At 66.3% G+C, this 13,898-nt stretch carries 9 protein-coding genes; 6 read left to right on the top strand and 3 right to left on the bottom strand.

Features of this window, described 5'->3' with window-relative positions:
• The first annotated feature begins 10 nt into the window (after positions 1 to 10).
• The 3 genes from B5F40_RS01935 to B5F40_RS01925 are packed head-to-tail and all read left to right on the top strand — an operon-like array spanning position 11 to position 3,878.
• Positions 11 to 985: a type II secretion system F family protein gene (locus B5F40_RS01935; protein WP_087192694.1), complete on the top strand. Its 975-nt coding sequence runs from the start codon at positions 11 to 13 to the stop codon at positions 983 to 985.
• Complete coding sequence (locus B5F40_RS01930) at positions 967 to 1,893, top strand: type II secretion system F family protein (protein WP_087192693.1); 927 nt, start codon at positions 967 to 969, stop codon at positions 1,891 to 1,893. Before B5F40_RS01935 ends, B5F40_RS01930 begins: the two co-directional genes overlap by 19 nt.
• Positions 1,894 to 1,904: 11 nt before the next feature.
• Entirely contained in the window at positions 1,905 to 3,878 is a 1,974-nt protein-coding gene (locus tag B5F40_RS01925; RefSeq protein ID WP_162610860.1) for an RICIN domain-containing protein, read from the top strand.
• Between the two features lie 448 nt (positions 3,879 to 4,326).
• Here the strand turns inward: B5F40_RS01925 and B5F40_RS01920 are convergent, their stop codons facing one another.
• The 3 genes from B5F40_RS01920 to B5F40_RS01910 all read right to left on the bottom strand — a co-directional run bounded on the left by B5F40_RS01920 (position 4,327) and on the right by B5F40_RS01910 (position 8,020).
• A complete protein-coding gene (locus B5F40_RS01920) occupies positions 4,327 to 5,529 on the bottom strand; it encodes an ABC transporter permease (protein WP_239442851.1) in 1,203 nt (400 codons plus the stop codon).
• Positions 5,530 to 5,545: 16 nt separating this feature from the next.
• Positions 5,546 to 6,766 (bottom strand): ABC transporter permease, encoded by a 1,221-nt coding sequence (locus tag B5F40_RS01915; protein ID WP_087192690.1) that lies wholly within the window; start codon positions 6,764 to 6,766, stop codon positions 5,546 to 5,548.
• 189 nt (positions 6,767 to 6,955) lie between these two features.
• Positions 6,956 to 8,020 (bottom strand): ATP-binding cassette domain-containing protein, encoded by a 1,065-nt coding sequence (locus B5F40_RS01910; protein WP_446718586.1) that lies wholly within the window; start codon positions 8,018 to 8,020, stop codon positions 6,956 to 6,958.
• 138 nt (positions 8,021 to 8,158) lie between these two features.
• On the opposite strand from B5F40_RS01910, the gene B5F40_RS01905 reads away from it, so the two are divergent.
• The 3 genes from B5F40_RS01905 to B5F40_RS01895 all read left to right on the top strand — a co-directional run bounded on the left by B5F40_RS01905 (position 8,159) and on the right by B5F40_RS01895 (position 13,812).
• Complete coding sequence (locus tag B5F40_RS01905) at positions 8,159 to 9,409, top strand: sensor histidine kinase (protein WP_239442850.1); 1,251 nt, start codon at positions 8,159 to 8,161, stop codon at positions 9,407 to 9,409.
• Entirely contained in the window at positions 9,402 to 10,046 is a 645-nt protein-coding gene (locus B5F40_RS01900) for a response regulator (protein WP_087192689.1), read from the top strand. Before B5F40_RS01905 ends, B5F40_RS01900 begins: the two co-directional genes overlap by 8 nt.
• 163 nt (positions 10,047 to 10,209) lie before the next feature.
• Positions 10,210 to 13,812 carry an exo-alpha-sialidase gene (locus tag B5F40_RS01895; protein ID WP_087192688.1) on the top strand — a complete coding sequence of 1,201 codons (3,603 nt, stop codon included), beginning with the start codon at positions 10,210 to 10,212 and terminating at the stop codon, positions 13,810 to 13,812.
• Positions 13,813 to 13,898 lie beyond the last annotated feature (86 nt).

Below are 13,898 nucleotides of genomic sequence, written 5' to 3'. Positions count from 1 at the left end.
GGTGGCGACGATGACGGGGGCGATGGCGGTTTCCGCAACGTTGGCCGCGGGTGGATGCGCGTTTGCGCTATGGGCATACGCGCTGTTTCGCCAGGAGCGCGCCGAACGGCGGGGAAGACCGCTTTCCGATAGGGCGCTGTACGAGGTTGGCAAAGAAGCCGCCATTCGGCGCGCGGCGCGCTCCAAGGGGCGCGGTGGAGAGGGGTTGCCGACGTGCGTGCGCGCGCTTGCGGTTGTTGGTGGAGTTGCGGCTGCATTCTCCTTCGCGACTGTGACGAGCGGGAGCGTGCCTGTCGGGGTGCTGGCCGCAGTCGGCGTCGCGGCTGCGCGAGGCGCATGGACGCGCTGTGCGCAGGGTAGGCGCCGAGCGTTGTTCGACCGGCAGTTCGCCCGCATGCTCCCCCAGCTCGCCGCAAGCGTGCGAAGCTCGCTGACGGTGGAGCGCGCCCTGCGGGTGGCGTGCGCACGCGTGGACGATCCGTTGCGTGACGAGCTGGCCCGCGTCGTCGCCGACATCACCTACGGCACCTCGCTACCTGACGCGCTCGAGGACATGGCGCGCCGCACCGGAAGCGACGATGTGCGCGCTCTCGCGGCGGCAACGAGGATGCAGCGAAAATTCGGCGGTTCGCTCGCCCCGGTGCTCGACATGGTTGCCGGGCATGTGAACGCGCGGCTCAAAGCCGCACGGGAGCTTGAGACGGAGGTGGCGGGAACTCGCCTGGCCAAATGGTTTGTGGCATTGTCCATGCCGTGCATCTTCTTCATGATGTTCGCGGCAAACGCCGACTTCGCTCGGTTCTATACCGAGGAGCCGCTCGGATGGGTTTTGGCGGGTGTCGCGATCGCCCTCGAGGTGATAGGGCTTGCGTCATGTCGCGCTATCACCTCGCTTGACGAGCCGGGAAAGCGCCGTGCGAGCGCCGCGAAGCGTGCGGTCGGCGCAGGAGGAGGGGGTGAAGGGCCATGGCCGCCTCTGCGATGACGGTTTGCTTGCTGGGGGTGTTCGCCGTGCTGTCGGGCGTAGCCGTGTACGAGGCGCTTGTGCGCTCGTTCGCGCCGCTGCCGCGGACAGGCGCTTCGCATGAGGGGCGCGCGGGCAACGACCGGGTGCGGACGGCCGGGCGCGACGCGCTCGCCCGGTTGCTGGAGGGCGCGTCGGGGACGCTCGAAAGGTTCGCTCCGACGGCCCGCTCCGATGCGGACGAATGCCGCAGCCGGCTTGCGCGGGCGGGGGTCTCTTTGCAGCCCGAAGTGTGGCGCTGCCTGCGCGTTCTTGCTGCGGCGTTCGGCGCATGCGCTGCATCGTGCGTTGCGGCGGCATGCGGCTTCTTTCCGAGCGCGGCCGGCATTGCGTTTGCCGCGGCTGGCTTGGCCGCAGGATGGCTGGGGCCGCGTGTGGCGCTCTGCGCCGCCGAGAGAAACCGCCGTCGCGCCATCGAAGCGCGCCTGCCCGATGCCATGGAGCTGCTCGGCATCGCCGTGGCGGCGGGTTCGCCGCTCGAGCAGTGCTTCAAGGAGGTGGCGGCAAGCGTGGACGGCCCCCTTTCCGAAGAACTGTCCTTGGTCGACCAGGAGGTGAACCTGCTCGGGCACGGACGCGAGAGCGCGCTCGAGCACCTCGCGCAGCGTTGCCGCAGCCAAGATGTGGCGGCGTTTTCCGCGCAGCTGATCCAAGCCGTGAGCCAGGGATCGTCCATTGCGGAAGGCCTTGCGAGCCAGGCCGCGCTGTCTCGCGAGATCGCCCAGGCGAACGCGCTCGAACGCATCCGAAAGATGCCGACGAAGCTCGACATCGTCCTGTCCGTATGCTTTCTGCCTCCGACGGTGGCGCTCGTGGTGGTGCCAACGGTGGTGAGCTTGCTTCGATTTCTGAACGATACGATGGCGTGAGGAGGGTCGAGATGGAGAGGGACGGAGGCGGCTGCGGATGCGCCGAAGGCAGGGGCTCGGGAGATGCGCGGCGTTTGAGAGCCCGCGCGACGGTGAGCCGACGGGCGTTCCTTGCGGCAGGGACGGCTGCCGGGTTGTCGTGGCTTGTCGGCACGAAGGCCGCTTGGGGCGGCGTGGGCGGCGGCGGATGGGGCGCGATAGGGTCGGTTGCGGCGCCTGGCAATCATTTCGGCTACGACGGGGGGTGGGGTTATTCGGACGACGGCAAGGTGTGGTTGTCGGTGAGCTGCAACGCGACGGTTGGTCGCATGACCGAGCTGTTCCTCGAGATATCGGTGACGTCCTACTACGCCAACGGAGGGGTGTGGAATCCCACCTGGTTCACCGACTATCCCGACACCCACGTTGACTCGTTCATCCGGGACGAGTCGGGCTGGCTCGCCTCCAAGAGCGGCTTCTACGACACGACGTACGACAACTCGAACTACCACGGCCCTTATGTCACCGACACGTTGCGGGTGGCCCGCGCGTCGGGCGATTGGCAAGCGTGGGCTGGCGTTCGGGCATGGTGCGATTCGCCCGACAGCGCCTACGGCATCGATACGACGGCGGAAGCGTCCCAGATCATCCCCGCCCATGTGCTCAACGACGACGCGAGCTGGCGGGGGAGGATCATCACCGTGCGGCCGCGTTCGGCCGAGCACCTTCTCATGGATGCGAGCGGAGGCGGCGTCGAGGCGGGGTCGAACGTCGTTGGTTGGCGAGACACGCATACGACGAACCAGAACTGGATCGTCGCGGAAAGCCCCCAGGGGAGGACGAGCCTCGTGCCCGTCCACGCCGGCGCTTCGGCGCTATACCTCGATGTGCAGGGCGGGGACTGGTTCGATGGCGACAACGTGCATCTGTGGACGCCGAACGGGGGAGCCGCCCAGTCATTGTACCTGCACGATTTCGGCGATGGTTACCATATGCTCGTGTTCGAGTGCAGTGGGTGCGCGCTCGATCTGGAGGGTGACGCCCAGGCCGACGGAGCGAACTTCCGCCAGTGGAACCCCTACGGCGATTGGACGGTTCACAGCCGTCACATGCGCATCGAGGAAGTGGTGTTCGGACCGCGCTTCGAGGGGGCTTTCGCAATCGAAGGGGACCTGGAGGCGGGGGGCGAGCTGAGCCCGACCGATCCCGATGCCACGTGCTATCCGTACAACTATCCGGGCACGTCGGGTATGACGTATCGCTACGCCTGGTACCGTGGCGGGCCGGGCTCACGAGGCGAGCTCGTGCAAGGTCCCGGCGACGAGGCGGCGTACCGCGTGACCGAAGCCGACGAGGGCTCGCGCCTCACGTGCGTGGTCACGGCGTACGCGCGCTTTCGCGAGACGCCCTACCGGGGAGAGGCGGCGGCGTTCGCGGACGTTGTCCGAAAAGGGGTCGCCGTCCGTTTTTTCGTGGATGGAGAGGCTCGGCCCTGCTACGAGGTCGAAGCGGGGCGGGACGAGGCGTTCTCCGTGCCGCGGGAGGCATGGGCCGCTGCCGAGAAGGAGGGTTGCGCGGGCGTGGAAGGGTGGTTTGCGGACGTCGGCTGCTCGGTGCGTTTCGAAGACGGTGCCATCGTCTCGGAGCCGCTCGATCTGCACGCCTACAACCGGGTGACGCTTGCCTACGCCCAAGCCGACGCTTCGTGCTTGCTGCGCGACGACCGCGCGTACTTCCTCGACGAGGGCCTTTCGATCCCCCTTCGAGAAGAGGACGTGCTGCCAGGCGGGTGCACGCTGCGCTTCGGCGAGCGCGTCTCCTTCGAGCGCGGTGCCCCCGCTTGGTTCGAGGAGCGCGGCCGTGTGAGGACGGCGTTGTGCGATCCCGGGGCCTACGCGACTGCGGCGGCCGAGGGCGTCGCGCAGCGCATGGCTCGCCTCGTGCGCAACACGGAGGCGTACCTGCTTTGGCGCACGCCCGCCTACGACGGGATCGAGCTCTCGTGAAAAGGTCTATTCATGGTGCGGTATCTGTGCAAACGCCGAGATTCCAAGCGCGCTCCCCTCGCGTTTTTTCGCGGTTTTCGTGCGTGCGAAGCGCCGATGCCCTTTCCTTTTCCCGCAGCTGCTGGGTGGCGTATCCGTCTGCATGCGCCCTTGCGAACAGCGCAGGAAGGCTCCTGCGCTGTTCGGATCTGGGCATCACCGATACTGCGCGCAGACGGCTTCTTTGCGCCAAGGCTTCCACGTCGTCGCCGGGCCGCGTGCGACGGTGCTGCGCGGCCTTCGTCGACGCCGGCCTGCTCTCTGCCGGCGGTGGCTTTGCAGAGAGCGGAGCGCTTCTCGTCCATGCTCGACCGAAGACCGCACGTCATCGCGCGCCGGCAGGCCGTGCTTGCGCGCCGGCGCATGGCCGAGGACCGCGCGTCGCGGCATGCTCGCAGACCCCCTCGCGCTACCTTCGAGCGCCTGCCGCAGCCGCATTGCCGCCGGCGTCGGCGCCTTGCACGCGCAACCGGCTCGTCACGAGCGCGACGGCGAAGAGGGCGAACGTGAACAGCAAGAGCACGCCCATATCGCCGAAGATCGGCGCGAGCGTTTCGGGCGTGGGAGCCTCGAGCGCGGCCGCCTTCTGCAGCGCGTCGGTGTACCAGAAGGCGGGCGAGAAGCGCCCGACCGCCTGTACGGCGGGGTCCATCGCGTCGAAGGAAACCCATACGCCGCCCAAGAACGACACCGCCATGCCCGCGATGTTGCCGACGGCGTTGCCGATCGTCTCGCTTGCCCCCATCTGCCCGAGCAGGTATCCCGCCGACAGCGGGACGGTGGCGAAGGCGAACGACAGCGCCAACATGAGCGCAAGCCCCGCGGCGCTGATTTGCGCCGCGGCATCGCCGAACGCGATGAACCCCAGCACCACGGTCCACAGCCACACTCCCGCGGTCACCGCAAGCGCCGCAGCTGCGATTTGCAGGTTGCATCTGGTCGTGGGCAGGGGCGACACGAGGTTGCGCCGTCTGAGGTCGGTGCGGTTGAGCGTTCCCATGAGCAATCCCACGCACACGACGATGGAGGCGAACAGTGTGTAGGTGCCCCAGCTGAAATAGAACACGAAGCGCTGCGCGCTTCCCGATCCGCTGCCAAGCTGCACGGTGTCCACCGGCGCCGACGCGCCCGTCGCGTCGCCAGCATGCGCGGCGACGTCGGCCAACGATGCGTCGGGGACGAGCGCCGCATAGGCGCGGGCGAGCCCCACGTACTCATTGGCCTTTTGGTCTAGGAGGCTGCCTTCAAGCGACGAGTAGCTGTACACCGTCTCGAGCACGGGTGCGTCGCCGTCTGCGCGCGCGGCGTCGAGTACGGTCTGCCCGAACCCCTCCGGCACGATGAGGACGTACGAGACGCTTCCTTTGGCCACGGCGTCCTGCAGGGCGATCTCGGCATCGTCCAGCGGCGTCTCGATCCCGTGCTCGCCCAGGCAGTCCGCCAGTCCCCGGGAAAGGTCGCTGCCGTCGCGGTCGATAACGGAGAATTTCGCCCGGTACTCCGCAAACGGAGCGCTGTCGCCCTCTCCGAACGAAAGGCTGCTCGCCATGAGCACGCCCAAGAGGCTGAGCACGACGGCGTACACGAGCAGGTAGAGAGGGTGTCGAAGCACGATTGCGACCGCTGCTTTAAAGACTTGCATAACGCTGCCTCCTGACAAGGACCAAGGACACGGCGAGCAGCACGGCTGTCGTGGCCAGCAAGACGAGCACGTGCTCGAACGTGCGCTGGAAGGTGTCGTAGTACATGATGCTGTAGAGCGTCTGCGCTATCTGCGTGGCGGGGTTGACAAGCTCAAGCGCCGGAAACGCCGTGCTCAGATCGTCGGCCAGCTCCATGACGGGCTGCCCGTACAGTCCGGCGAACAGCGAGGATACGCACACGATACCGCTGAGCACCCCGCCTTTGATGCCCTCGTCGACCTTCGTCGCGCTTCCCACGAGCGTTCCCAGTGCCGTCGCGAGAAGCGACGAGGCTGCCAGCGCGACAAGGCACGCTCCGTCGCGGCCTCCGAAATCCACGCCAGCCGCAATGCGGATGTAGGCGTAGGCCACGGCAAGGCAGGCAAACGACAGCGCCCAGCTCGCCCCGAGCGTGGCGACGAGCGTCTTCGTACGGCTCGTCGCTCCCAAGGCCCGACGCGCGCCGAGCGCGCTCAGGTTCGGCTGCGCGCGGCAGATGGCGATCATGCCCGTTTGGCTGCCGAACAGCGCCGCCATGCCCAAAAGCGCGAAATAGTAGCGCACCGTCTCCTTCGGCGGGTTGCGCGTGACGTCGATCCTCTCCGTGGAATCGGGCGCATCCAGCAGCTGGGCGACGAAACGCGCGTCGGCAAGGGCCGCCGGATCCTCGTTCGCCACGTCTTCGATGAGCGCGCGGCTGCTCAGGTAGTTGTCGACGACCGTCTTGAGAACGGACTGGTTCGCGCTGTCTACGGAGTCGGGCAGCGCGCCGCCGCGTACGTGCACTCCCGGCACCCCGTCGGCATCCACCGCCACGTAACCCACGACGCCCTCGTTCGACCCGCCGTCCGGTGCCGACGAGCCGGCATCGGTGGCGCGCATGAGCTCGATGGCCGCATCCTCGCTCTCCACGCGCGCGACGTCGAGCAGCTGGCCGTCCCCCGGCTCCGACAGCGCGTCGATCATCTCGGCGAGCCCTGGCGCGTCTTCGTAGCGCGCATCGGCCACGACGGCCACGCGGACGGGTTTGAGCTGGGCCGCGTCGTCGAGGTGCGCGAACATGAACGCGAACATCGTCGAGAGGACGAGCGGAAACGCGAGCACCCAGATGAAGACGGATCGCTCCCGCATCAGCGCCAGAAGCGTTCCCTTGAACACGTTGATCATGCTGCCACCTTCCAATCGCATGGGCCGTGCCGGCTGATGAAAGCCGAGGAGGGCTGCCGCGCGCCCCGGGCTGCCGCTTTCGCGTCCGCCCTCGCGTGCGAAGCGCACGGCTGCGCACTGCGGCGAATCGAAGCGTCGCAGCGGGTCGGGCGTCGGCCCGCTGCGCGCTCAGACGAAGCGGCGGGGTTCTTAGTCCCGCAGCTCCGTTCCGGTGATCTCCAGAAACACGTCGTTGAGCGTGGGCGGCTCGGCCCACACGCGTCCGAACGCGGTGCCGAAGGCCTGCAGCACGGCCAGCACGTCTCCCAGGTTGTGCGTGCCGTTCGCGCAGACCAGCTCGAGCACGCCGTCCCGGTAGAGAGCGCGCCTCACGTGCGGCAGCGCTCTGAGACGCTCAAGCGCCGCGCCGGAGAGCTCCGGTACGTCCACCTGGATCTTCTCCCCGGCATCGACCATGGCTTTGAGCTCGGCATTCGTCCCGGTCGCAAGCGCCTGTCCCCGATCCATGATCATGAGGCGCGTGCATATCTCCTCGACCTCCTCCATGTAGTGGCTCGTGTACACCACGGTGGACCCGGCGCGGTTCATTTGACGGATGCCCTCGAGGATGGCGTTTCTGCTCTGGGGGTCGACCGCCACGGTGGGCTCGTCGAAGAACACGAGCTCGGGCTTGTGCGCTATGCCGCAGGCGATGTTCAGGCGGCGCAGAAGCCCGCCCGACAGCTTTCGCGGTCGGAACCGCTCGTAGCCTTCCAAACCTGCGAATGCCACGGCCTCGTCCACCAGATCGCGCCTCTGCGCACGGTCGCTCACGTACAGCGCGCAGAAGTAGTCGATGTTCTCGCGCACCGTCAGCTCTTCGAACACGGCCACGTTCTGCGGCACGACGCCGATGCGCCGCTTCAAGTCGTAGCGCGAAGGCCGCATGGGCTCGCCGAACAGCTTGATCGTCCCTTTGTCGAACGTGAGCAGCTGCAGTATGCAGTTGATGGCCGTGGTCTTGCCCGATCCGTTCGGCCCGAGAAGCCCGAACACCTCTCCTTGCTCTATGTGCAGGCTGAAGTGGTCGAGCGCGAGCACCTCCCCGTAGCGCTTCACCAGCCCGTCGACGGCCACGACGCATCGGCCTTCGCGCGAGCTGCCCGCTGCTTTGGACGCGTGCGGCCCGTTTGCCGTTTGCGGCGCGGCCTTCGCTCGGGCATCGCCCGCCGCCGCATCCCGCCCCGCCTTCGTCGCCTTCTCCAACTTCGCCACCCCCGTCGCTTGCGCGCTTTCTCTTGCGGTTTCGCCGCGCTCGATCATGCGCGGTTTCTCGATTCAGCGTCCATAGTGCCCGATCTGCGATCGTCGCGGAAGTGCCAGCCGTCATAGATTGGGGCGAGGGGATGACATTTGTCACGGTTACGAACGCCGCCGCTCATGATCGCCCCGCACGCCGCGCCGTCGGCCCGTCCGGAGGGCTATACTGGCATCATGAACAGAGAGCGCGCTATCGATCAGATCGTCCTCGCGGCGCTTTGCCTGGCGTCCTTGCCGTTCGCGCCGCCTTCGGACGCGCATGTTGTCGCGTTTTTGGCGGCTGTGGCGGCGACGTGCTGCCTCGACGTGGCGTCGTCGGCGTCCGTGCGGATCGCGGCGGCGGGCGCCTACCTTGCGGCGGCGTGCGCGCTGTTCTCGTTCGCGTCGTTTCTGCCGCTCGTCGCGTATGCGCTGGGCTTCGAGCGCTCCCGGCTCGCACGTTCGGCGTGGATCGTGCCGCTGGCTGCGTCGGCTCGCTCGCTCGGCATGCCGCTGGCCGCCCTGCTGCTTGCGCTTTGCGTCGCCGCATGCCTCATGGCGTGGCGCGAAAGGCGGGCGGAAGGGGAGCGTGCCCGCTCTCGCGCGCTTCGCGACAGTCTGCAAGAGCGGTCGTTGTCGCTTGCGCGGAAGAACCGCGACCTCATGGCCTCGCACGATTACGAGGTGCGCCTTGCCACGCTCGCCGAGCGCGCCCGCATTGCCCGCGAGATCCACGACAACGTGGGGCATCTGCTCACGCGGTCGGTGCTGCAAGTGGAGGCGCTCCAAGTCGTCCACGCCGAAGACGAGCGGGCGCGCGCCGACCTGGCCCAGGTGGGAGCGACGCTCCATGAGGCCATGGACACCGTGCGCAAAAGCGTCCACGACCTGCACGACGATGCGTTCGATCTGCGCTCCCGCCTCGAAAGCGTCGTCGAGGCCTGCGGGCTGCCCGGTGCGCGTCTGTCCTTCGACGCGCGCGACGTGCCGGTGCCAGTGGCGTACTGCTTCGTCGCGCTTGCGCGGGAGGCGCTTTCCAACGTCGTGCGTCACAGCGATGCTACGCGTGTGGACGTATCGGTGATCGAATATCCGGCGTTCTACCAGCTTGTCGTGCAGGACAACGGCTCGGCGGGTGCTGCGTCCGCGGCGGTGGGGAAGGGAAGCGGGGAGGAACGGTCGACGGGGCCGTCTTCGACGGGCACGACGGCGGCTGCGCCGTTGACGGGGGAGGGCGGCCTTGGGTTGAAGTCGATGGAGGAGCGCGTTGCGGCCCTAGGCGGTCGGCTGCGCGCCGAGCATCGGGCGGGCAAGGGATTTCGCGTGTTCGCCATCGTGCCGAAGGAGGAAAAACGCAATGATTAGGACGATCATCGTTGACGACGACCCGATCGTGCGCCTGTCGCTGCGCACCATCCTCGAAGCTCAAGAGGATGTGGAGGTGGTCGCCCTTGGCGGCACCGGGGAGGAGGCCGCGGCGCTGTTCGACGAGCATGTGCCCGATGTGCTGCTCATGGATATCCAGATGCCAGGTGCGGGCGGGCTCGAGGCAGCCGAACGCATCCTGTCTGCGCACGGCGATGCGCGTATCGTGTTCCTCACCACGTTTTCCGATGACGAGTACATCGCGCGCGCCCTGCGGCTTGGCGTGCACGGTTACCTCATCAAGCAGGAGGTGGCTACCATCGCGCCGGCGCTGAGATCGGTCATGGCCGGCCAAAGCGTGCTGGGCGAGGAAGTGATCGAGCGGGTGGATGCGCTTGTGCGCGCGAAACCCGCATCGCCTACCGCCTCCGCGCCCGCCTCGTCCGCTCTCGTCGCGCTCACCGAGCGCGAGCGCGCCATCGTGGAGCTTGTCGCCGAAGGCCTCGACAATCGCGAGATCGCCGCGCGCCTCTACCTGAGCGAAGGCACCGTTCGCAATCATATGAGCGTCATCCTCCAGAAGCTCGATCTCAAGAACCGCACCCAGCTTGCCGTCTGGTACCTTCGCGCCCGATGAGAAGGGGGGCCTGATCGCTCTTCGGGAGGGGGAAGAGGGGGGCGCGATGTCCTGAAAGCGCGCCGTAGGAAGGGCGCGCGGGCGGCGCATGGATGACGATCCAGATGTGATATTATGGCGCGCGTCTAGTTTGGGATAGGGCATCGAGGGCAGAGGAGGACCCATGCGCGTTTTGAGGAAAGCGGTGTGCGCCGCGGCATTGGTGGCTTCGATGATGTTGTGCCTTCCGGCTGCGGCGCTCGCTCGCGACGGGGGGCCGCCTGACGGAGCGACCCAGGGCCAGCCGTTCGCCCGGGGAACAGGGGGCAGCTCGGAATTCCGTATTCCCGCTCTCGCATCGCTCGACGACGGCACCATCGTTGCCGCAACGGATGCTCGTTGGAACACCACCGGCGATGGGGGAGGTCTCGACACCATCGTGAGCTCGTCGACCGACAAAGGCTCGACGTGGAACTACACGTTTGCGAACTATTTGGGGGACAACGGCGATGTGTGGAACTCGCTGTCCACCTGCTTTATCGACCCGGCGCTTGCCACGGATGGAAACACCGTCTACATGGTGGTGGATCTTTTCCCGGCGGGGATCGCGCTCAATTCTGCCCGATGGAGCCCTCAGGCGGGCGACGCTTTCGACGACAATGGCAATCTGAGGCTGAGGGCCGCGGATTTGGTGGAGTTCGATCCCGGCAACGACTCCTACAGCTCCCAAGCCGCTTCGGCGGAGTACGCCTACTATCTCGATTTGTCCGACCTCGTCATTTACAGCGTCGATGGAGGATCGGCGGTCGAAGGCTATGAGGTCGACGAGTTCTTCAACATCATAGGCGACGACGGTACGGACACCAACCTGTTCTGCGCGGATTCTCCGTTCATGGTCTATCCCACCAACTACCTCTATCTCACCAGCTCATCCGACGGTGGAAAGACGTGGTCTGAACCCACGCTCATCAATGCGAAGGACTCCGACGAGCAGACCTTGCTCATCGGCCCTGGTTCGGGGACGGTGCTCGAGGACGGCACCCTCGTCTACAGCGTGTACGAGTATTCTTACGGCAAACAGGTGGCGGGAATCATATGGTCCGAAGACGGGGGAAGGACGTGGGAGCGCTCCGACGACGCCACGGCGTACCCCGATCATTGGTCAAGCGAGGCGGTGACCGTCCAAATCGACGACGACACGATCCGTCAATTCTATCGCGATGGATTCCCGACGCTGTACTACACCGACTTCACCAAGAGCCAGGATGGGGCGTGGGAGCCGGGCGAGCCGGTGAACACCGGCGTCCCAAAAACCCAGAACAACCAGCTTTCCGTCGTCAAGTGCCCCGGCAAGGTTGACGGGAAAGACGCCGTCGTGGTGTCCATGGCCGCCTCCGGGTCGAGTGACCGAGCGAGCGGGAAGATATACGTGGGCCTCGTTGAGCAGGACGGGACAACGACCTGGCAGTATCGTTTCAACGTGGTGGAGGACGGCGCATATTACGCCTACTCGTGCCTTGCCGAGCTTTCCGACGGGTCGATGGCGCTGCTGTACGAGGACAGTCCGGGAACCGAGAAGTTCTCGGTGTTCCCGTGGGACGACCTGGTGTGCGATGCGACGGATGTGGACGTTGCTATCGAGAGCGTCGACCTGGTGCGCGGCGAGACCGTGACGCTCTTCGACTACACGGGCGATCACACGGGCGCCGACATCAGCGCGCTCGACTCGAACGTGGCGACGCTCGATCTCGAGCGGGGGGAGGCTGGTGCGCCGCAGGTTCGCCTTGCGAGCGGATCCGGCTTCACGGGAGAGCTGAGACCCCTCTCGAGCGCCCTTTACACGTTCGTGGCGAACGAGGACGGAGCCTATGTCGTGAGCGCGACGGACGAGGCCGGATCCCCGCTTTGGCTCGCTCCGTCGCGTGCGAAAGAGGCCGGGTATCCCAATAGCGGCGAAGGGCCGGAGGGAATCGAGGTGTCGCCGGGATTCCTCGAGGATACGGTGTACCTTCGGGGTGTTTCGGGGAGCTACGTGTACTTCGACAAGGACGCATGCCAGATGGACCGGGTGAACGACCTCGGTGACAATCTTGTTTGGAAGACGAACTGCTCGCTTGCGCTCTACCGCCCGGCTTCAGAGGAGGAAGGCTCGAGCGAGGAAATTCCCGGTTACGTGCGCGTGAAGGAGCTCTCCTCGCTCGAGGGCCGCTATCTCATAGTGGCCGAAGCGGCCGATGGCGAGCGGTACGTGCTGTATCCCACGACGGCGCAGGAGAGCAAGCGATCGCAAGCGGCCCGGGTCGTTGCCGGCTCGACGGCGTCCACGATCCTCTCCTTCACTGGTGTTGGCGAGGGGGAGACTTCCGTTCGCGCGGGCGATGTGCTCTACGACGTGTCCGTCAAGGCCTATCATGAGCAGGATATCTCCGTCGACATGGACGGAACGGCGACAGCGCAGATGGAGTTTCAAGGCGACGAGCCTCCTGTTGTCGACGATTCCATGTTCGATGAATCCGTGGCGACCTACGAGGTTTCGTTTCAAAACGGAACGATGGATCTCGTCGTCAACGGCGTGAGCCCCGGGCGTACTTCGCTCATCGTAGGATCCCATCGATACTCTATTACGGTGACGGGCAGGGTGGAGGCGGTCGACCTCAAGCTCGGCGAGAACGAGAGGGCCTCGTTCTCCGTTCCGGGGGATCTCTCGAATGCCGATGCGAGCGCGCTCGATGAGCGCATCGCCACGGTCTCGATCCTCGTCGGGGCATCGGGGGAGACCGATGGGGGGACGGCGCCGTTGTCTGAGAGCGAGTACTCCTTCAAGCGCGTTGGAGGGGGCTACGTGGCCTCTGCGGTCGCACGTGGCGGCGAAGTGGTTTTCCTTGCTCCGGGCGCGAGCGTCGGCTGCCCCTCTTCGACAGACGAGACGCCTCTCTCCCTCACGCCGGGCGCGACCGAAGGGACGTTCTACCTTTATGGCGGTTCTAGCTACCTGTACTTCTGGGTTGACGCGACCGCCGAAAAAGCGGGAACGTTCGATCGCGTGGATCGAACTGCCGGTTTCGAGGAAGGCTGCTCGTTCTCGCTTTTCCGGGCTGCGACCGCTGCCGAGCTTGCGGAGGGCGCCGACTCCGAGATTTCCGGGTATGTGCGGCTCGGCGGCGTTGACGAGGTGCTGGACGGATCCTATCTCGTGGCCTCGCAGATGAGTGACGGCACGTGGTGCGTGCTTCATCCCAGCGCCGACTCGTCGGCTCCTTCGCATGTTGCGAAAGTCGTGCCCACGTCCTGCGTCTCGTTCTCCGCGGTCGCCCCGGGGACGACCAGCGTCCGCTTCGGGGACACTCGATTTGCGGTCAACGTTTCCGCTGACTACCTCATCACGTTCGATGCCGCAGGCGGCGAGCTTGCAACGGAGAGCCTTGTGGTGTCCTACGGTCAGCCCGTTGGCGAGCTCCCCGTGCCTGTCCGCGAAGGATACCGCTTCAAAGGATGGCGCGATGCCGCAGGCGGCGAGGTGACTGCCGAAACGGTTTATCTGACGATGGGCGACAGCGTTTACACAGCGGCATGGGAGCTCGAAGGTTTCTTCGCTCCCACGGACGATCTGGGGCATGCCGAAGGCGATCACGTCGATCCGGAAGGCGACGTGCGCGTCCTTCCCGAAACGGGAGACTCCCTGTCTGGTGTGCGGGCGGCTTTCGGGGTTCTTGCAGTCGCGGCCGCTGGGATCGGGGTCCTCGCGGGGCTGAGGGCTCGCAGCCGGTCTGCGCATAGGAGGGGATAGGCGTTTCGCGCGGTCTGCGCGGGCCCTCTCGTGCGGCAGCCCTCCTCCGTCGTCGACGGAGGAGGGCTGCTTGCGTTTTTTTGCTT

The organism is Gordonibacter sp. An230, from assembly GCF_002159915.1.
Taxonomy (GTDB): Bacteria; Actinomycetota; Coriobacteriia; order Coriobacteriales; family Eggerthellaceae; genus Rubneribacter.
This window is presented reverse-complemented; position numbering and strand designations above follow the sequence as displayed.

Coding starts and splice junctions, on each gene's coding strand:
- B5F40_RS01935 (WP_087192694.1), top strand. CDS start 11: ATGACGGGGGCGATGGCGGTTTCCGCAACGTTGGCCGCGGGTGGATGC.
- B5F40_RS01930 (WP_087192693.1), top strand. CDS start 967: ATGGCCGCCTCTGCGATGACGGTTTGCTTGCTGGGGGTGTTCGCCGTG.
- B5F40_RS01925 (WP_162610860.1), top strand. CDS start 1,905: ATGGAGAGGGACGGAGGCGGCTGCGGATGCGCCGAAGGCAGGGGCTCG.
- B5F40_RS01915 (WP_087192690.1), bottom strand. CDS start 6,766: ATGATCAACGTGTTCAAGGGAACGCTTCTGGCGCTGATGCGGGAGCGA.
- B5F40_RS01900 (WP_087192689.1), top strand. CDS start 9,402: ATGATTAGGACGATCATCGTTGACGACGACCCGATCGTGCGCCTGTCG.
- B5F40_RS01895 (WP_087192688.1), top strand. CDS start 10,210: ATGCGCGTTTTGAGGAAAGCGGTGTGCGCCGCGGCATTGGTGGCTTCG.